The sequence below is a fragment of the Halomonas lysinitropha genome (assembly GCF_902500215.1).
GTDB lineage: Bacteria > Pseudomonadota > Gammaproteobacteria > Pseudomonadales > Halomonadaceae > Halomonas > Halomonas lysinitropha.
Genome location: NZ_CABVOU010000033.1, coordinates 284,050 through 301,302 on the forward strand (window position 1 = coordinate 284,050; position 17,253 = coordinate 301,302).

Annotated in this window: 17 protein-coding genes; 11 read left to right on the forward strand and 6 right to left on the reverse strand. The window is 65.5% G+C overall.

What is annotated here, in order from left to right:
• The 3 genes from hypB to HALO32_RS10325 are packed head-to-tail and all read right to left on the reverse strand — an operon-like array spanning position 1 to position 1,448.
• On the reverse strand, positions 1-789 hold the full coding sequence (gene hypB, locus HALO32_RS10315; RefSeq protein ID WP_151443777.1) for a hydrogenase nickel incorporation protein HypB: 789 nt from the start codon (positions 787-789) through the stop codon (positions 1-3).
• Between the two features lie 13 nt (positions 790-802).
• Positions 803-1,168 (reverse strand): hydrogenase maturation nickel metallochaperone HypA/HybF, encoded by a 366-nt coding sequence (locus tag HALO32_RS10320; protein WP_151443778.1) that lies wholly within the window; start codon positions 1,166-1,168, stop codon positions 803-805.
• On the reverse strand, positions 1,161-1,448 hold the full coding sequence (locus tag HALO32_RS10325; protein WP_225809912.1) for a HypC/HybG/HupF family hydrogenase formation chaperone: 288 nt from the start codon (positions 1,446-1,448) through the stop codon (positions 1,161-1,163). The genes HALO32_RS10320 and HALO32_RS10325 overlap by 8 nt, the downstream gene beginning before the upstream one ends.
• A gap of 264 nt (positions 1,449-1,712) precedes the next feature.
• Between HALO32_RS10325 and dbpA the strand changes: the two genes are divergently transcribed.
• The 4 genes from dbpA (at position 1,713) to HALO32_RS10345 (ending at position 6,632) form a co-directional block, all read left to right on the forward strand.
• Entirely contained in the window at positions 1,713-3,107 is a 1,395-nt protein-coding gene (gene dbpA / locus HALO32_RS10330; protein WP_151443779.1) for an ATP-dependent RNA helicase DbpA, read from the forward strand.
• Positions 3,108-3,172: 65 nt separating this feature from the next.
• A complete protein-coding gene (locus HALO32_RS10335; protein ID WP_151443780.1) occupies positions 3,173-4,075 on the forward strand; it encodes a PA4780 family RIO1-like protein kinase in 903 nt (300 codons plus the stop codon).
• A 116-nt stretch (positions 4,076-4,191) separates the two neighbouring features.
• The gene (ftsH, locus tag HALO32_RS10340) at positions 4,192-6,117 is read left to right on the forward strand and encodes an ATP-dependent zinc metalloprotease FtsH (RefSeq protein ID WP_151443781.1); all 1,926 of its coding nucleotides are present in this window, start codon (positions 4,192-4,194) and stop codon (positions 6,115-6,117) included.
• 80 nt (positions 6,118-6,197) lie between these two features.
• Positions 6,198-6,632, forward strand: a complete 435-nt coding sequence (locus HALO32_RS10345) for a DUF4399 domain-containing protein (protein WP_151443782.1) — start codon at positions 6,198-6,200, stop codon at positions 6,630-6,632.
• Positions 6,633-6,657: 25 nt separating this feature from the next.
• Here the strand turns inward: HALO32_RS10345 and HALO32_RS10350 are convergent, their stop codons facing one another.
• Positions 6,658-7,551, reverse strand: a complete 894-nt coding sequence (locus HALO32_RS10350; protein ID WP_151443783.1) for a bile acid:sodium symporter family protein — start codon at positions 7,549-7,551, stop codon at positions 6,658-6,660.
• Positions 7,552-7,645: 94 nt separating this feature from the next.
• On the opposite strand from HALO32_RS10350, the gene menA reads away from it, so the two are divergent.
• The gene (menA, locus tag HALO32_RS10355; RefSeq protein WP_151443784.1) at positions 7,646-8,533 is read left to right on the forward strand and encodes a 1,4-dihydroxy-2-naphthoate octaprenyltransferase; all 888 of its coding nucleotides are present in this window, start codon (positions 7,646-7,648) and stop codon (positions 8,531-8,533) included.
• A gap of 11 nt (positions 8,534-8,544) precedes the next feature.
• Here menA and HALO32_RS10360 read toward each other — a convergent pair whose 3' ends face one another.
• Entirely contained in the window at positions 8,545-9,267 is a 723-nt protein-coding gene (locus HALO32_RS10360) for a YebC/PmpR family DNA-binding transcriptional regulator (protein ID WP_151443785.1), read from the reverse strand.
• A 150-nt stretch (positions 9,268-9,417) separates the two neighbouring features.
• Between HALO32_RS10360 and HALO32_RS10365 the strand changes: the two genes are divergently transcribed.
• From HALO32_RS10365 to HALO32_RS10375, 3 genes are all read left to right on the forward strand, one after another.
• A complete protein-coding gene (locus HALO32_RS10365; RefSeq protein ID WP_151443786.1) occupies positions 9,418-10,605 on the forward strand; it encodes a M24 family metallopeptidase in 1,188 nt (395 codons plus the stop codon).
• A gap of 200 nt (positions 10,606-10,805) precedes the next feature.
• The gene (locus HALO32_RS10370; RefSeq protein ID WP_151443787.1) at positions 10,806-11,027 is read left to right on the forward strand and encodes a hypothetical protein; all 222 of its coding nucleotides are present in this window, start codon (positions 10,806-10,808) and stop codon (positions 11,025-11,027) included.
• 114 nt (positions 11,028-11,141) lie between these two features.
• The gene (locus HALO32_RS10375) at positions 11,142-11,741 is read left to right on the forward strand and encodes a rhomboid family intramembrane serine protease (RefSeq protein ID WP_192576483.1); all 600 of its coding nucleotides are present in this window, start codon (positions 11,142-11,144) and stop codon (positions 11,739-11,741) included.
• Positions 11,742-11,755: 14 nt separating this feature from the next.
• Here HALO32_RS10375 and HALO32_RS10380 read toward each other — a convergent pair whose 3' ends face one another.
• Positions 11,756-13,036 carry an MgtC/SapB family protein gene (locus HALO32_RS10380; RefSeq protein ID WP_151443789.1) on the reverse strand — a complete coding sequence of 427 codons (1,281 nt, stop codon included), beginning with the start codon at positions 13,034-13,036 and terminating at the stop codon, positions 11,756-11,758.
• A gap of 172 nt (positions 13,037-13,208) precedes the next feature.
• Here HALO32_RS10380 and HALO32_RS10385 point away from each other — a divergent pair, with 172 nt between their 5' ends.
• The 3 genes from HALO32_RS10385 to HALO32_RS10395 all read left to right on the forward strand — a co-directional run bounded on the left by HALO32_RS10385 (position 13,209) and on the right by HALO32_RS10395 (position 17,224).
• Entirely contained in the window at positions 13,209-16,298 is a 3,090-nt protein-coding gene (locus tag HALO32_RS10385) for a bifunctional diguanylate cyclase/phosphodiesterase (protein WP_225809914.1), read from the forward strand.
• A gap of 47 nt (positions 16,299-16,345) precedes the next feature.
• A complete protein-coding gene (locus tag HALO32_RS10390) occupies positions 16,346-16,594 on the forward strand; it encodes a hypothetical protein (protein WP_225809916.1) in 249 nt (82 codons plus the stop codon).
• A gap of 174 nt (positions 16,595-16,768) precedes the next feature.
• Complete coding sequence (locus tag HALO32_RS10395) at positions 16,769-17,224, forward strand: aminoacyl-tRNA deacylase (RefSeq protein WP_151443790.1); 456 nt, start codon at positions 16,769-16,771, stop codon at positions 17,222-17,224.
• Positions 17,225-17,253 lie beyond the last annotated feature (29 nt).

Below are 17,253 nucleotides of genomic sequence, written 5' to 3' on the forward strand. Positions count from 1 at the left end.
TCAGGCGAGGCCTCGGGGGCGCGACAGCAGGCACGCCCCCTCGGCGGGAGGCGCCGGGTGGAAGGCCGGGCGGCGCCGCTCGGCCAGCCCCGTCTCGAGCCATTCGAGCCAGGCGTCGAGCGGTCCCGAGCGGCTGCTCAGCGCCATCACCGGGGCGGCAGAGGCGAGCCGGTGCATGTGCGCCGCCACGGCGTCGACGTCGAAGTCGTCGAGGACCGGCAGCAGGTCGGTCTTGGTGATCAGCACCAGGTCGCTGGCGCGGAACATGACCGGATACTTGAGCGGCTTGTCGTCGCCCTCCGGAGTCGAGAGCAGGGTGACGTTGGCATGCTGGCCGAGGTCGAAGCTCGCGGGGCAGACCAGGTTGCCGACGTTCTCGATGAACAGGAGGTCCAGGGCGTCCAGCGGCAGCGCGCGGGCCGCGCGGTGCACCATGGCGGCATCCAGGTGGCAGGCGCTGCCGGTGGTGATCTGGACCGCGGGCACACCCCTGGCCCGGATGCGCCGGGCGTCGTTCTCGGTTTCCAGATCGCCCTCGATCACCGCCAGGCGGTAGCCGTCGCCCAGCGCCTCGATGGTGGCCTCCAGCAGACGGGTCTTGCCGGCGCCGGGCGAGGACATCAGGTTGACGACCAGCACCCCGGCGCGGTCGAAGTGCTCGCGATTATGACGCGCGACCTCGTCATTGTGGGCCTTCAGGCCCTCGAGGACCTCCACGGTATGGACGTCGTGCTCGTTCGAGGCGTGCTGCAGGTGATCGGGAAGGGCGCAGCCACAGGTCTGGCACACGATGAGGCTCCTGTTATCCGGTCGGGGGAAGAGGGGTGTCGGCGAGGTCGACGCTGACCAGCAGGAGCTCGTCGCCGCCGGTCAGCCGGGTCTGCCAGTGCCCGCAGCGCGGGCAGCTCAGATCGTTGACGCTGGCCTCGGCCTCTTGCCGGCAGCGGGGGCAGTGCACCCGGACCGGAGAGCTGGCCATCTCCAGTTGTGCCCCCTCGGCGACGGTATGGCGGCTGGCCAGCGGAAAGGCCTCGCGCATCAGTGTGGCCTCGACCCCGGAGAGCGGCCCGATGCGCAGGCAGACGCGGCGGATGCGCAGCGCACCGTGCTCGGCGGCGACCCGACCGGCCTGGCGGACCAGCGAGCGGCACAGGCTCAACTCATGCATGGCCGAGGGCTCCCTCGTCCATCTCGTCGAGCAGTTGCCAGGTTGCGAGGGCCTCCTCGGGATCCAGTCGCTGGAGGGCATAGCCGACATGCACGATGACGAAGTCGCCCAAGGCGATGTCTTGGTCCTGGACCAGCATGAGGTCGATGTCGCGCTCGATGCCACGGGAGGCCGCGCGCGCCGTGTCGCCGTCAATGCGGGTGATCTGCATGGGAATCGCCAGGCACATGATGCGCGTCGGGCCTCCTCGGCAGGTGGCAGGATGGTCGTGGGGTAGCATGGAACGCCCCCCCCTGACACTGACTATAGGCGATGGGGGCCTTTCGGACATGCCCCGCCAGCCAACGGGGCCGCCGTCCGTGGCGAGGCGGGCAGCGAATGTCATGGCGGCGTCACCAGGCCGAGTGCTCGTTACCTGCAGCGTTTCCGTCGGCTATCTGCTATGATATGCGCCCCCACTATCTATCCCACGGCTCCGGTCCGACGGCGCCCGCCTTCCTCGCACCCTGTCCCGGTGCTCGCTTTCCCTTGCAGGTCTATCCACGTGTCTGATTCCTCTCCCGATTTCGCCTCGCTGCCGCTGGCGCCGGAACTGCTCGATAACCTCGACTCGCTGGGTTATCACGCCATGACGCCGATTCAGGCCGAGAGCCTGCCGCCCATGCTGGCGGGCCGTGACGTGATTGCCCGGGCGAAGACCGGCTCGGGCAAGACCGCGGCCTTCGGCCTGGCGCTGCTGTCGCGGCTGTCGGTGGCGGACTTCCGGGTGCAGGGGCTGGTACTCTGTCCGACCCGCGAGCTGGCGGACCAGGTGGCCGGCGAGATTCGCCGCCTGGCGCGCAGCCTGTCCAACATCAAGGTGCTGACGCTGTGCGGCGGGGCACCACTGGGGCCGCAACTGTCCTCGCTGGAGCATGGCGCACATATCGTCGTCGGCACGCCGGGGCGGGTAGAGGAGCACCTGCGCAAGGGCTCGCTGGTCCTGAACGCGCTTGAGACCCTGGTGCTGGACGAGGCCGATCGCATGCTCGACATGGGATTCCAGGCGGCCCTGGAGGCGATCATCGCCGAGACCCCGGCGAGTCGCCAGATGCTGCTGTTCAGTGCCACCTATGCCGAGGGCATCCGGCCCATCGCCGAACGGCTGATGCGCGAGCCGGTCAGCGTGGAGGTGGCCGAGTCCCATGATGCGACCACGATCCGCCAGCACTTCTACCGGGTGGCGGACGAGTCGGCCCGCTTCGAGGCGCTGCGCCGCCTGCTGCTGCACTTGCGGCCCGCGTCCAGCGTGGTGTTCTGCAACACCAAGCGCGAGACCGACGAGGTCGCCGAGGCCCTGAACGACGCGGGCTTCAGCGCCCTGGCGCTGCATGGTGATCTCGAGCAGCGCGACCGCGATCGCCTGCTGGTGCTGTTCGCCAACGGCAGTGCCTCGATCCTGGTGGCCACCGACGTGGCCGCGCGCGGGCTGGACATCGATGCTCTGGACGCGGTGTTCAACTACCGCATCGCCCGGGACCTCGAGGTGCATGTCCACCGTGTCGGGCGTACCGGTCGGGCGGGCGGTTCCGGCATCGCCTGTACCCTGCTTAGCGAGCAGGAGGACTATCGGCTGGCGAAGCTCGCCGATCTGCTGGGCGAAGCGCTGGAGACCGAGCCGCTGCCTCCCCGCGCGGTGCTGGAGCGCCAGCCTCTTCGCCCGGCCATGGCGACGCTGCAGCTCGGCGGCGGCAAGAAGCAGAAGCTGCGTCCCGGCGACATCCTCGGTGCCCTGACGGGTGAAGGCGGGATTGCCGGGGAGCAGGTAGGCAAGATCAAGGTGCTAGCTAACAGTGCCTATGTGGCCGTGCGGCGCGACGTCGCCGACGCGGCCCTCGACCAGCTGGGCAACGGCAAGCTCAAGGGGCGCACGTTTCGTGCCCGCCGCATCAGCCGCTGACCGGAAGGAAAATGTGATACGCCCGCGGTATACCCAGCCGACGGGTTCTATGCCAACGTGGTGACATGAAGATACCCAAGAGATTGCAACCGCTGGTCGACGACGGTCTGATCGAGGCGGTCGAGAGCCAGCTGATGAGCGGCAAGGAAGCCCAGGTTTACGTGGTGCGTTCCCACGGCGAACGATGCTGTGCCAAGGTCTTCAAGGAGGCCAAGCAGCGCAGCTTCAAGCAGGCCGTGCAGTATCAGGAGGGACGCAAGGAGCGCAACAGTCGCCGCTCGCGGGCGATGGCCAAGAAGACGCGCTACGGCCAGAAGGAGCAGGAGCAGGCCTGGCTCAATGCCGAAGTCGATGCCCTCTATCGATTGGCGGCAGCGGATGTGCGGGTACCCCAACCGCATAGCTTCGTTGATGGTGTGCTGCTGATGGAGATGATCATTGATGCCGAGGGCCTGACCGCCCCGCGTCTGGACGACGTGACACTGACGGCCGACGAGGCTCGGTCCCATTACGCCAAGGTGATCGGTGACGTGGTGCGCATGCTGTGTGTCGGCTTGATCCATGGCGACTTGTCCGAGTTCAACGTGCTGCTCGCCGCCGATGGCCCGGTCATCATCGATCTTCCCCAGGCGGTGGATGCCGCCGGTAATAACAGCGCCGAGATGATGTTCGAGCGTGACGTCGACAACATGCGTCGCTACTTCGGCCGTTTCGCTCCGGAACTGCTGGCCACCGATTATGGCAAGGAGATCTGGGCGCTCTTTGAAGCCGGCGATCTGCACCCGGACAGCCAGCTGACCGGCTGCTTCGAGCACGATCTGAGTACCGTGGATGTGGACGAACTGATGACGGTGATCGACGACGTGCGCGAGGAGGAAGCCGAGCGGCGTGCCGCTCTGTCTCGGGACGATGAGCCGGGCGTCGAGGACGCCGCGGAGGCCTGGCGGGAGTCCCATGGCGAGCGCTGAGGCCCGCGCCATCATCGTCTTTCATCCCCGAACTCGAGGCAGCGATGATCGCTGGCCTTGTAATCCCCGATAGGGATCGGCACTTTAAGTGATTTGCCATCATCGCCGAGACCAAGATGTCCCGACACGATAACGATCCCTCATCCGACCAGCAGCGCGATAAGCCCAAGCGTTCGCCGCTCTGGTACCCCGAAGAAGCTCAGCCCTCCCGCCGGCAGTGGTTGTCCTTTATCTGGATCGCCCTGGCCATCCTGCTACTGTTCCACTATCTCGATTCGGCCCAGCGCCACCAGCAGGTCGAGTTGACCTATTCCGAATTCCTCACGGCCGTCGACCAGGGGCACGTTGATGCGGTCACCCTGCGCGGTCAATCGGTGGAAGGGGCCTTCAGCGAAACAGGACGTGAGGCACGAGAGCTCGGAGAAACCGAGGAGGGTTTCGAGGCCACACGGCCGGACGTCGAGGGCGAGCGTTTGCTCGAGCGCCTCGAGGCGAACGGCGTGCGAATCGACGCCGAGCCCATTGATCCGCCCTGGTGGCAGCGCGTACTCGTCGGCGCTCTGCCATGGATTCTCATGCTGGGTCTGCTGTTCTGGTTCTGGAATCGCATGCAGCAGCGGGCCATGTCGGGCGGTGGGCTCTTCAACATGGGCAAGTCCAAGGCGCGCCAGGTGAGCAGTGAAGAGAGCCATGTCCGCCTGGACGATGTGGCTGGCTCGGAGAACGCCAAACGTGAAGTCCTCGAGGTGGTCGAGTTTCTCAAGGAGCCGGCGCGCTTTCAGGCGCTGGGGGCCAAGATTCCGCGTGGCATCCTGATGATGGGCCCCCCGGGTACGGGCAAGACGCTGATGGCCAAGGCGGTCGCCGGGGAGGCCGACGTGCCGTTCTTCAGCATCAGTGGCTCGGAGTTCATCGAGATGTTCGTGGGTGTGGGGGCATCGCGGGTCCGTGATCTCTTCAAGCAGGCCAAGGAGCAGGCGCCGTCGGTGATCTTCGTCGACGAGCTGGATTCCATCGGCCGCTCCCGAGGCGCCGGCATGGGGGGCGGTCACGATGAGCGAGAGCAGACCCTCAACCAGATTCTCTCCGAGATGGACGGTTTCCAGGCCGATGAGTCTGTCGTTGTCCTGGCCGCCACCAACCGTCCGGACGTGCTCGATTCAGCCCTGCTGCGGCCGGGGCGCTTCGATCGCAAGGTCACCCTGGAGAATCCGCATCGCGAGGCGCGCCGCGATATCCTGCGCGTCCATACGCGCGACGTGCCGTTGGCCGATGACGTCGATCTCGAGCGGCTGGCCGAGATCACCATCGGTTTTTCGGGGGCGGATCTGGCCAACCTGGCCAACGAAGCTGCCCTTCAGGCGGGTCGCAATGAGCAGCAGGAGGTGGACTGGGCCTGTTTCTCGGCGGCTCGTGATCGCCTGCTGCTGGGTGAGGCCAAGGATGTCGGTCTCTCCGACAGCGAGCGCCACATCGTGGCGTATCATGAATCCGGCCATGCGTTGCTCGCCTACCTGCTGCCCAAGGCCGATCCCCTCGAAAAGGTCACCGTGCTGCCTCGCGGCCGGGCTCTGGGCGTGACGGCCCAGGTGCCCGACGAGGAGCGCTACAACCATGGCGAAGCCTATCTGCGTGATCGCATCACCGTGATGTTCGGCGGACGCCTGGCGGAATCCATTGTCTTCGGAGAAGTGTCCAGCGGCGCCGAGAATGACCTGGAGCAGGCCACCAAGCTGGCACGTCGCATGGTGGCTCGCTGGGGGATGAGCGAACGTATCGGACCGGTCATGTTCGCCCAGAGCCAGGAGCATGTCTTTCTTGGCAAGGAGATGGCCCAGTCTCGCGAGCACAGCGAAGCCATGGCGGGGCTAGTCGATGAGGAGATACATCGGCTGCTGACCGAGCTCGAAGCGCACGGCCGTGAACTCCTGGAAACCCACCGGAAGGATCTGGACACCCTGGCCTCGGCCCTGGAGGAGCAGGAAACCCTGGAGGCCGACGCAATCCGCGACCTTCTCGATAAGGCGCCCGCTCAGTCGTGACGCCTGACGTCCGGCTCGTCTACGCTGAAGGCGAGCGGCGCCCGACGCGGGTACCCCTGGTCAACGATGAGGAGACGGCAATGAACAAGTGGATGATGGGCCTGGCCCTGGCGGGTGGCGTGCTGCTGGCCGGTTCGGCCCTGGCCCAGATGCAACGCGCCTCGGCCCCGGAGGGTGCCGAGGTCTACTTCATCTCGCCCGAGGACGGCGCTACCGTCGAGAGCCCGCTGACCGTGCGCATGGGGCTCAAGGGCATGGGCGTGGCGCCCGCCGGCATCCAGGCGGGGGCGACCGGCCACCACCACCTGCTGGTGGACACGCCGCTGAACGAGGTCGACCTCGACCAGCCCCTGCCGGCCAACGACGCGATGCGTCACTTCGGCGGCGGCCAGACCGAGACCACGCTGGAGCTCGAGCCCGGTGAGCATACGCTGCAGCTGCTGTTCATGGATGCCAGCCATGTCAGCTTCGACCCGCCGGTAACGTCCGATGCCATTACCATCACGGTGGAGTAGGATTGCCGGCCGTCAGTTACCGCAGTCATCGCCTCTGGGTGACTGCGGATGCCGGGTGGCGGTCGCGCCACAGGCAGGCGAACATCCACACGAATACCGGCACGTTCATCAGCAGGCCGTAGAGCAGCGGCACCAGGCCGATGGCCGGCTGCTGCAATAACACGAAGGCCACCATCATCGCCACACCGGCGTTCTGCACGCCTACCTCCACGGTGATGGCGCGCACGCTGGCGTGAGGCAGGCGCAGCCGCCGGGCGACACGGTGTCCCAGCAGCATGCTCAGCAGGCAGAGGAGCAGCACGGCGAGCGTCTCGATGCTTATCAGGGCCGGCAGCCGTTCTGCGTGGCTGACGAAGAGCGCCACCACTACCGAGACCATCGCCACTCCCGTGAATCCCTTTACGCCGGGCAGTATACGTTCGTGCCAGGTAGACGGCAGGGCCCGACGCAACAGCATGCCGGCCAGCACCGGCAGCAGGGTGACCAGCAGCAGCTGGCCGACGGTGTGCCAGTAGGGCAGCGCGAGGCCGCCGGTAGTGAGACCCAGCAGCTCTAGGTTCCAGCCCATGACCAGCGGCAGGGTGAAGGGAGCCAGCACGGCGGCGATGGCGGTCAGGGTGACCGACAGGGCCAGGTCGCCCTGAACCAGGTAGCTGAACATGTTGGAGGTGGCCCCGCCCGGCACCAGCGACACCAGCAGCAGGCCGGCCGCTGCCAGCGGCGGCAGGGGAAGTACCAGCACCAGCCCCCAGGCGAGCAGCGGCAGTGCCAGCATCTGCAGGGCGATACCGAGCATCACCCGACGCGGGTGATGCCAGGTACGAGCGAAGTCGGCCCCGATCAGGCTGAGGCCCATGGCCATCATCACGCTGGCCAGCACCCAAGGCAGGGCCACCTGGGACAACCAGGCTGTGGACATCCTTTCTCCTTGCAGGGGCATGGGATACGCCACAGAGTATGCCCCATGTCATGCACTGCAGCGAAGACAGATAGCGCCTTCAGGGAGGAAGACAATGTCCGCGGCGGTGAGCCACAAGGTGACCCTCTGGGTTCAGACGCTGCGCCCGCGTACGCTGCCGGCAGCGGTCGGGCCGGTGCTGCTGGGTCAGGCGCTGGTCGTGCCCGGCCACTTCAGCTGGCTGACGGCTGTTCTCTGCCTGCTCTGTGCGAACGCGCTGCAACTGGCGGTAAACCTGGCGAATGACCTCTTCGACGGCCTCTCCGGCGTTGACCAGCCAGACCGCCTGGGCCCTACCCGTGCCTTGCAGGCGGGCTGGCTCAGCGCCGCCGAGCTTCGCGCGGGCCTCGCCGTGACCCTGGGCGTTGCTGTGGTAACGGGACTCTGGCTGGTGCTGTTCGGCCACTGGCTGTTGTGGTTGCTGGGCGGCCTGGCAGTGCTTGGTGTGCTTGGCTACAGCGGCGGGCGGCGCCCCTACGCCAACCGGGGGCTGGGCGAGGCGGCGGTGTGGTTCTTCTTCGGCCCGGTGGCGGTGCTCGGCAGTCTGCTCGCCCAGCACAGCCCGATCACCCTCGAGGCGGTGGCGGCCGGTATCCTGGTGGGCATGCCGGTGGCCGCCATCCTGGTGGTCAATAACCTGCGCGACCGTCATACCGACGCCCGGGCCGGCAAGTTGACCCTGGCGGTACGCTGGGGGAAGGTGTCGACCCGCCGGCTTTTCGCACTTCTGACGCTGGGGCCGCTGGCGGTCACGACGCCGGCATCGCTCCCGGGCTGGGCCTGGGTGACCTGGGGGGTCACCGGCCTGGCGGCGCTGGGGCTAGTTCGCGAGATACGGCGCCGCGACGGCGCGGCCCTCAATGCGTTGTTGGGTCTGACAGCGTTCTATTCGCTGGCCTTGGCCCTGTGGCTCTGGCTGCGTCTGGTGGTGGCCGCCGGCTGAGCGACACGCTACTAATCGGGCAGCTCGGCACTGTGGAAGACGTTCTGCACGTCGTCCAGGTCGTTGAGGGTATCGAGCAGTTTCTCGAACATCGCGACGTCGTCGCCCTCGATCGGGGTCACGGTCTGGGGCACGAACTGGATCTCGTCGATATCGAAGTCGAGCTCGCCGAAGGCATCAAGCAGCGCCTGCTTGGCCTTGGCATACTCGGTATGGGGCGCGAAGACGGTGATCTGGTCCTTCTCGCTCTCGATGTCGGTGACGTCGACATCGGCCTCCATCAGCGCCTCGAGGGTGGCGTCCTCGTCATTGCCCGGGAAGGCGAGGATGGCGCAGTGGTCGAACATGTGGCTGACGCTGCCCGGGGTGCCGAGCTTGCTCTTGGCCTTGTTGAAGCAGGCGCGCACGTCGCCGAAGGTGCGGTTCGGATTATCGGTCAGGCACTCGACGATGACCATGCAGTTGCCCGGCCCGAAGCCCTCGTAGCGGGCCGGCGAGAAGTCCTCGCCGCCCACGCCGGACGCCTTGTCCAGGGCCTTGTCGATCACGTGGCTGGGGACCTGGTCCTTCTTGGCACGTTCGATCAGCCCGCGCAGGGAGAGATTGCCCGAAGGGTCGGTGCCGCCCTGCTTGGCGCAGACATAGATCTCGCGACCGTACTTGCTGTAGACCTTGGTCTTGGCGTCGGCCGTCTTGGCCATGGATTCCTTGCGGTTCTGGAAGGCCCTGCCCATTGCACTGTCCTGTGGCGTTGAAATACGAGGCTGGATTCTACGAAACCGGGGCGGAGGCGAACAGGGATATTTTCTCGTCATTTGTACAGGACCCGACAGTCGTCATGGCTACACTGCCAGGGAGTCTCATTCACGCTGGAGCGTCATTCGATGGATCATCACGCCTACCGCCATGCACTGGCCGATTGCCTTGCCGAGAGCGAGTTGCCCTTTGCCTTCGAGGAGTTCGCGGCGCGTCGGCGCCGCGTGCGGCAGGCCATGCAGGCCGCCGGACTCGACGCGCTGCTGCTGACCGACCCCGCCGACATCTTCTATCTGACCGGCTACCACACCTTCGAGGTCTCGGTATACACCTGCCTGGTTGTCTCGGCCGACCGGATGGTGCTGCAGGTACCCTCCATCGAGACCGGCCCCGCCGTGGTAACCGCCACGGTGGATGAGATTCTGGGCTATCGCTGGGAAGGCATCGAGGAGGTGATCGCCCCGCTGGCCGAGATCCTGGCCCCCTTCCCGTCGATCGGACTGGATGTTTTCGGGGCCGGCCTGCGCCACGGGGTCATCCGCGAGTTGCAGGCGCGCCTAGGTAGCGGACGCTTCCGCGATGACGGCGGTGAACTGCTTGATCGCATCCGCCTCGTGAAGACGTCCGCGGAGCTCGACTGCCTGCGCGAGAGCGCGCGGATCACGTCCGCGGGGCTGCGGGCGGCCATCGAGGTCATTGCGCCTGGTGTCAGCGACAACGACGTCGCGGCGGAGGGCAGCCGGGCGCTGCTGGCGGCCGGCAGCGAGTTCATGAGCCTGCAGCCCATCGTCACTACCGGCCGGCGCATCAGTGTGATCCACGTCAACCACAAGCGCCACGCGATCGCTGCGGATGAACCGGTGTTCCTGGAGTTCGGCTCTGCCTTTCACCGCTACACCGCGCCGATGATGCGCACCGCCGTGGCCGGCCGGGCCAGCACCGAGATGCAGGCGCTGCGCGATGTCTGTCGCGAAATGTTCGAGGCGCTGACCGCCGCAATGCGTCCCGGCCGCACCTTCGATGATGCCGCCCGGGCCGCCGAGGCGGTGCTCGCCCCCCACGCCGAGCGTGTGTTCTTCTCGGGCGTGTTCGGTTATGCGGTGGGGGCCCAGTTTCCGCCGAGCTGGGTCGAGGGCACCGGCTACATCGCCCGCGGCCAGCATCGCGAGTTCGCCGCCAACATGGTCTTCCATCTGCCGCTCTGTCTGCGACTTCCGGGGCAGTGGGGCATCGGGCTCAGCGACACCGTGCGGGTCACCCCCGAGGGGGGGCAGCCGCTCACCGATAACGACTGGCAGCTGAAGGAAATGCGCTGACGCGCATGTCAGGTAGATGGCTGACAGGATGCCTTTCGTTTCAGGAGGCGCCGGCTTGATCTGTGACAAGTGGGTGGAGCAGTTGCCGGTTGCGTGGGATTCACTACAACTACATTGTAAAGGGAGGGGAGCATTTCCCTCTCGCTTCGACCCGGTGCCTCCGGCGCCGGTCAGTCCATATCCCTGTTTTGGAGGGTGTCATGACACAGACCGTAACCGCTGCTTATGGCAGTATCGATAAGGCCGCCAACGCTTTTGATGAACTGGTCTCCGAGGGGTTTCCTCGAGAGAAGCTGTTCCTCGACAAGGAGACGAACGAGGTCAAGGTGATCGTTCCCGATACGTCGCAGCCGGAGGTAGAAGAGGTCCTCAAACGCCACGAACCCGATGAGGTTCAGTCTCGGCCCTATCAGGAGCAGTAAGCTCCCTCCGTACCGACTTCCTCCAACTGACCCGGGGTCCGTTGGAGGTTTCCTGCCGTCATTTCCTCTAACGATCGGCTATCCACCTGCAAGGGCCTCGTGGCCCTGGAGTTCATGATCACCCTGTCCCTCATCGCCCTGACCGTCATCGTGTCACTGATGGCCTGGCGGTCGTCTTCCCTTCTCGGTTCCCTGATCTACTGGCCGCCCGGCGTGGCCAAGGGACAGTGGTGGCGGCTGCTTAGCCATGGCTTTATTCATGCTGATGGCACCCACCTGCTCTTCAACATGATCACCTTCTACTTCTTCGGTCGGGTCATGGAGCAGGTCCTGACGCCACGCATCGGCGCCCTGGGCTTTCTGCTCTTCTATCTTTCGGGCATTCTCGTCGCCATCCTGCCCAGCCATTTTCGCCATCGTGGCGACAGCCGATACCGGAGCCTGGGGGCATCGGGTGCAGTGTCGGCGATGCTCTTCGCCTATATCCTGCTGCAGCCCTGGTCGCTGCTTTTCGTGTTCTTCCTGCCGGTGCCGGCGATCGTCTTTGCGGTCATCTACGTGGCCTATTCAGTTTACGCCAGCCACCGCGGGGGAAGTCACATCAACCACAGCGCTCATCTCTGGGGCGGTGCCTGGGGGGTGGTCTTCATGCTACTGCTCGAGCCCAGGCTGGGGCCGCGCTTCCTGGGTGAGTTGCTGTCGAAGATTCCCTGAGCAGGGCCGCTGCATCACATCGCCAGGACGGTTCCCAGTCCCGCCATCATCGAGAGGACCATCGGCATGGCCACTTGCAGGCCGAGTGGCCGGGTGCCGAGTCCGGCGGCCAGGCCGGCCTTCATCAGGTTGTTCACGCTGGCAGCGATGATGATGGCCAGCACGGCGGTGGAGGGGTCGATGCGCTCCAGGGACATGCGGGTCAGCGACAGGGTGATGGCGTCGACGTCAGCGATACCGGAGGTGGCGGAGAGTAGGTAGATGCCGGCAGTACCCAGCCACTCCCGCAGCCATTCGCCCAGCAGCATGATCACTGCCAGCAGGGCGCCGAACAGCAGTGCCGTGCGCAGTTCCAGGGGGTTCTGGATCGGGGTCGAGCTATCGACTCTGAGAGCCTGGCGGTGGTGACGCCAGAGATACAGCGCCGGCAGATAGAGCATTATCCCCATCACCGTGACCGGGAGCAGCAGTTGGGGCAACAGCCCGGGACTGATCACCGCCGCATAGATCAGGATCCGCGGGAACATGGTGCCACAGGCCAGCAGGATACCCGCGGCCAGTATCGCCTCGATATCCTGGCTCTTGCGCGACATCCGTGCAAAGTGAAGGGTCAGCGCCGTGGAGGAGGAGAGTCCGGCGAAGAGACCGGTGAAGAGGATGCCCTTCTCGGCGCCGCCCAGGCGCACGGCGAAGTAGCCGACGAAGGAGATGGTGGCGATCATCACCACCATCCACCAGATCTCGTAGGGGTTGAGCACTTCGCCGGGGCCCAGACCCCGGTTGGGGAGCAGTGGCAGCATCACCACGGTGATCAGCAGCAGCTTGAGGCCGGCATCCAGCTCGTGAGCCTGCAGCTTGTTCAGCAGGCTATGGATCTCGTGCTTGTTGTCGAGGATCACCGCGGTGATCACCGCGCCGGCGGCGGCCAGGGCCAGGTCAATCGACACGGCCACGGCGCCGAAGCAGAAGGTCAGCAGCAGGCCTACCAGGCCGGTGATGCTGTAGTCATGCTGCTCGGCCAGCTTTGCCCACCAGGCCACCAGGCTGATGGCCGCTACGGCCACGAAGATCAGCGGGAAGGCCCAGTCGCTGACCGTTTCCGAGAGCAGTGCGGCGATACCGCCGAGTAGCCCGACCAGCGCGTGGGTGCGGATACCGGCGATGCGCTCGCCGGATTTCTGCTCCCGGGCCACCCAGCCGCGCTCGATGCCGATCAGGGCACCCAGCAGCAGCGCCACGCCCAGGCGGAGGAAGGGTTCGTTGGCGGTGAGGAACTGGCTGGCGACATCATCCATGGGCAGGCTTTCCCGGCGCCGTCCTATATTCGGCGAACTCTTTCATGGTGGCCCGGGGCGACGTCTGCTTCAATGGCTAATAAAGAAAAGCGTCCCGTCATTGGCTGGGGGCATGCTTGGGGTCAGGAGGTTACGTTCTGTCTCTATATTCAACGCAAGGATTTCCCATGACATGAGTGGCGATTCGTTACCCCCCGCGGCGTTGTCGGAGAGCGTTCATCGGGATACACGCCGTCACGCCATTGCCCTCTACGTGCTGGCTATGCTGGCCCTGCTGTTGCTGTTCGCCGGTATCCTGCTGGAGCAGCACCAGCGTGACCTCGAGGTGGGCCGGGAGCATGCCAGTGCTCGGGCCGACCTTGTAGCGGAATGGGTGGCCACGACGTTCGCCGTGAGTGAGCATGCTCTGGGAGGACTCTCGCAGTTGCTTGATGCGCCTCCGGAGCAAGGAGTGAGGACGCTTGCGCCCGCGCCGATTGATTTCGAGGCCCTGCTGGCCGGCCAGCGTGACCGTCTCGCCTTCATCGATGAGCTGAGCCTGGTCGATGCAGCGGGCCGTGTCATCGCGTCATCTGCGTCTTACTGGCCGCCGGGCTTCAATGTCAGCACCCGCCCCTTCTATCTCGCCTTCCGTGAAGATGCCAGCCTCGAGTCCCTGGTGACGCCGCTCTACTGGTCGCCGTTCAGGCAGACCTACCATCTCGTCCATGCCCTTCGCCTGCAGGGGCCTGACGGCAAGTTCCTGGGGCTGGCCCTGGTGCGGCTCAATCCCGCCATCTTCGGCGAATCGCTGGCGAGGCTGGGCATGACCCGAGGCGAGAGTATTGCCATCCTGGATACCGAAATGCGGTTGATCACCCGCCGGCCGGCCTTCGATGAGGGGGGTGCCATGGAGGTACTCGGCACCCCGGTCAGCGAGCCGCTGACCCGGGCCTTCCTCGACAGTGGCGAGGCATCGACCACCCTGCGCGCGGATTCACCGCTGGATGGCGAGGAACGTCTCTATGCCCTGCAGCGGGTGGGGGACCTGCCCTTGATGGTGGTGGTCGGCGAAGAGCTCGAGGTGCTGCTGGCTGGCTGGTGGCAGCGGCTCTGGCTGCAGGGCGGTATCTTCCTGGTGGTGGCGGTGCTGGGCTGGTGGCTGCTGCGCCACTACCTCGGCCGGTTGCGGCTGGAAGGCGAGCTGCGCCAGCGCCTGGTGGAGCGCGAGCAGGCACGCCGGACGGTTCAGGATCGCGAGGCGCGGCTGCAGGCCCTGGTCGGCTCGATCCAGGACATGATCTTCGTGTTCGATGCCCAGGGGCACTTTGTCTATGTCCATGCCGTGGACCGGGACCAGCTGCTGGAGGCCCCCGAGTCGCTGCTGCAGCGCCACTACAGTGAGGTCCTGCCCCAGGCGGTGGCGCGGCGATTCGATCAGGCCCTGGTCGAGCTTCAGGCCACCGGCGAACCGGTGGAGACCGAGTATCGCGTTACCCTGGCCGGCGTGCCCCGCGACTTCCAGGCCATCCTCAGTCCGCTGGTCGAGGAGGGGGACGGCTACAGCGGGATACTGGCGGTGGTGCGTGAAGTGACCCAGTTCCGTGCTACCGAGGCCCAACTGCGTATCGCCGCTACTGCCTTCGAGACGCACATGGGCATGGTCATCACCGATGATCAGGCCAGGATCCTCAAGGTCAACGATACCTTCACCCATATCACCGGCTATTCCGAAGCCGAGGTGTTGGGCCGCAACCCCAGCCTGCTCAGCTCCGGCCGCCATGACGAGGACTTCTATCGACACCTATGGCAGTGCGTGAACGAAAACGGCAGCTGGCAGGGCGAGATCTGGAACCGGCGCAGGAGCGGCGAGGTGTACCCCGAGTGGCTGACCATCAGCGCGGTGCATGACGAGGCCGGCAAGCTGACGCACTATGTGGCTACCTTTAGCGATATCACTCAGCACAAGGCCGCCGAGGCGGAGATCCACCAGCTCGCCTTCTACGACCCCCTGACCGGATTGCCCAATCGCCGGCTGATGCTGGACCGACTGGAGGGTGCGCTCAAGGACAGCTATCGCAGCAACCAGTTTGGCGCATTGCTCTATCTCGACCTGGATAACTTCAAGCAGGTCAACGACACCCTGGGTTATCATGCCGGCGACCAGCTGTTGCAGCAGATCGCTAGCCAGCTGGGTGGATCGCTCCGTGCGAGTGACACCTTGGCTCGACTGGACGGTGACGAGTTTGCCGTGCTGCTCCACGACCTGGGCCGCAATACAGAGCGGGTGGCGACCCTCGTCGAGCGCATCGCCCACAAGCTGCTCGGGACGCTCAGAGTGCCTTTCAGCCTGGCCGGGAGCTCGGTGACGATGACCGGCAGCATCGGGATCACCCTCTACCGCGATCACGCCACGACCCTCGACGAGATCCTCCAGCAGGCCGATATGGCCCTCTTCCAGGCCAAGCAGGCCGGGCGCGATACCCTGCGCTTCTTCGATCCGGCCATGCAGGCACAGATTCATGCCCGTGTCCGGCTCGAGGCGGGTCTGCGCCAGGCGCTGACCAACAATGAGTTCCTGCTCTATTACCAGCCCCAGGTGGATGCCAACCGAAACATGATCGGGGTCGAGGCACTACTGCGCTGGCAGCATCCGGAGCGGGGCCTGGTCTCTCCAGGCGAGTTCATTCCGCTGGCCGAGGAGAACCGGCTGATCGTGCCTATCGGCGGTTGGGTACTGGAGACCGCCTGTCGGCAGCTGGCCGCCTGGGCCGAGAATCCCGCTACGGCCGACCTCATGGTCTCGGTCAACGTCAGCCCACAGCAGTTTCGTGAGACCGATTTCGTTGCGCGGGTGCTGGCGACACTGGAGCTTACCGGCGCTCGCCCCGAGAAACTCAAGCTCGAGGTGACCGAGAGCCTGTTCGTCGATGATCGTGACGAGGCTCGCGAGACCATGCGGCTCCTCAGGGAGCACGGCGTGACCTTTTCCCTGGATGACTTCGGCACCGGCTACTCGTCGCTCTCCTACCTCAGGCGCCTGCCCCTGGACCAGCTCAAGATCGATCAGTCCTTCGTGCATGACCTGCTGCAGGACGAGGCGAGCGCGGCCATCGTTGCCAGCATCATCGCCCTTTCTCATAGCCTGCAGCTGGATGTGATTGCCGAGGGTGTCGAGACCGAGGCCCAGCTGGCTTGGCTGATGGCTCATGGCTGTCGGGCCTTCCAGGGTTACCTGTTCGGGTGGCCGGAGCCGGTAACCTCGCTTCCCTTTTCGGATTGATGCAAGTCAAGCCGTGGGGTAACTCCCTCCTATGGCGCATGACGCCATTGACGCCGAATAGAACTGAACGCGACTCGGCAATCGCAATCGGCGGCCACTCGACGGAATCCGATATCTTCCGCGACGAGGGTTTCGATCGCGACAACCCGGAGCGTGGCGGTGGCCCGCCGGCCGACCGCGGGGATAGCCACGAGGATGGCGACGATCATGACCATGAAGATGGCGAGGAAGGCGGCGGCCCGCCCGAGGGACGCGGGGAGCACGAGGATGGCGAGGAGCACGACCACGAGGCGTGAGATACCCCGCGAGGAGACGGGCACCGTCCGAAAGGCCACCGCTTTTCGGGCGGTACCTTCTCGTATATGTGCGGCGAGACGGTGCGCGCCTTCAGGCGTGGCTTCCCCAAGGGGTGCGAGGCTGAACTAGACTGGTCTTTAGGCCCTTGAATCACTCGCGGGAGGATGATTCCCATGTCCATGAAACGCGTTACAGACTTTCTCGACGAAAACGGCGTGAAATACGTCATTCAGCAGCATTCCCCGGCCTATACCGCCCAAGAGGTCGCCGAAGTGGCCCATGTGCCCGGCCGCCATTTTGCCAAGAGCGTCATGGTCAACATCGATGGCCGCCTCGCGCTGGCGGTGCTGCCGGCCACCGACCGGGTCGACCTGCGCCGGTTGGCCCAATCTCTCGGCGCCCAGTCCGTCGAGTTGGCCGAGGAGGGCGAGTTCAGCGATCGTTTCCCCGACTGCGAGCCCGGCGCCATGCCACCCTTCGGCAATCTCTTCGACCTGGAGGTCTTCGTCTCGCCGCACCTGGCTCAAGCCGACATCATCGGCTTCAGTGCCGGCAACCACCATGAGGTCATGCAGCTCGCCTTCGGCGTGTTCGATCGACTCGTGAAGCCGGTTGAAGTGGCAATGTAGGTCCCGGCCGGCCCCTGCCCTGTTCAGTG

Bases quoted from the DNA above. Each gene is read 5' to 3' on its own strand.
- HALO32_RS10320 (WP_151443778.1), bottom strand. From the start codon at position 1,168: ATGCATGAGTTGAGCCTGTGCCGCTCGCTGGTCCGCCAGGCCGGTCGG.
- HALO32_RS10325 (WP_225809912.1), bottom strand. From the start codon at position 1,448: ATGCTACCCCACGACCATCCTGCCACCTGCCGAGGAGGCCCGACGCGC.
- HALO32_RS10335 (WP_151443780.1), top strand. From the start codon at position 3,173: ATGAAGATACCCAAGAGATTGCAACCGCTGGTCGACGACGGTCTGATC.
- ftsH (WP_151443781.1), top strand. From the start codon at position 4,192: ATGTCCCGACACGATAACGATCCCTCATCCGACCAGCAGCGCGATAAG.
- HALO32_RS10345 (WP_151443782.1), top strand. From the start codon at position 6,198: ATGAACAAGTGGATGATGGGCCTGGCCCTGGCGGGTGGCGTGCTGCTG.
- HALO32_RS10350 (WP_151443783.1), bottom strand. From the start codon at position 7,551: ATGTCCACAGCCTGGTTGTCCCAGGTGGCCCTGCCTTGGGTGCTGGCC.
- menA (WP_151443784.1), top strand. From the start codon at position 7,646: ATGTCCGCGGCGGTGAGCCACAAGGTGACCCTCTGGGTTCAGACGCTG.
- HALO32_RS10360 (WP_151443785.1), bottom strand. From the start codon at position 9,267: ATGGGCAGGGCCTTCCAGAACCGCAAGGAATCCATGGCCAAGACGGCC.
- HALO32_RS10365 (WP_151443786.1), top strand. From the start codon at position 9,418: ATGGATCATCACGCCTACCGCCATGCACTGGCCGATTGCCTTGCCGAG.
- HALO32_RS10370 (WP_151443787.1), top strand. From the start codon at position 10,806: ATGACACAGACCGTAACCGCTGCTTATGGCAGTATCGATAAGGCCGCC.
- HALO32_RS10375 (WP_192576483.1), top strand. From the start codon at position 11,142: ATGATCACCCTGTCCCTCATCGCCCTGACCGTCATCGTGTCACTGATG.
- HALO32_RS10380 (WP_151443789.1), bottom strand. From the start codon at position 13,036: ATGGATGATGTCGCCAGCCAGTTCCTCACCGCCAACGAACCCTTCCTC.
- HALO32_RS10385 (WP_225809914.1), top strand. From the start codon at position 13,209: ATGAGTGGCGATTCGTTACCCCCCGCGGCGTTGTCGGAGAGCGTTCAT.
- HALO32_RS10395 (WP_151443790.1), top strand. From the start codon at position 16,769: ATGTCCATGAAACGCGTTACAGACTTTCTCGACGAAAACGGCGTGAAA.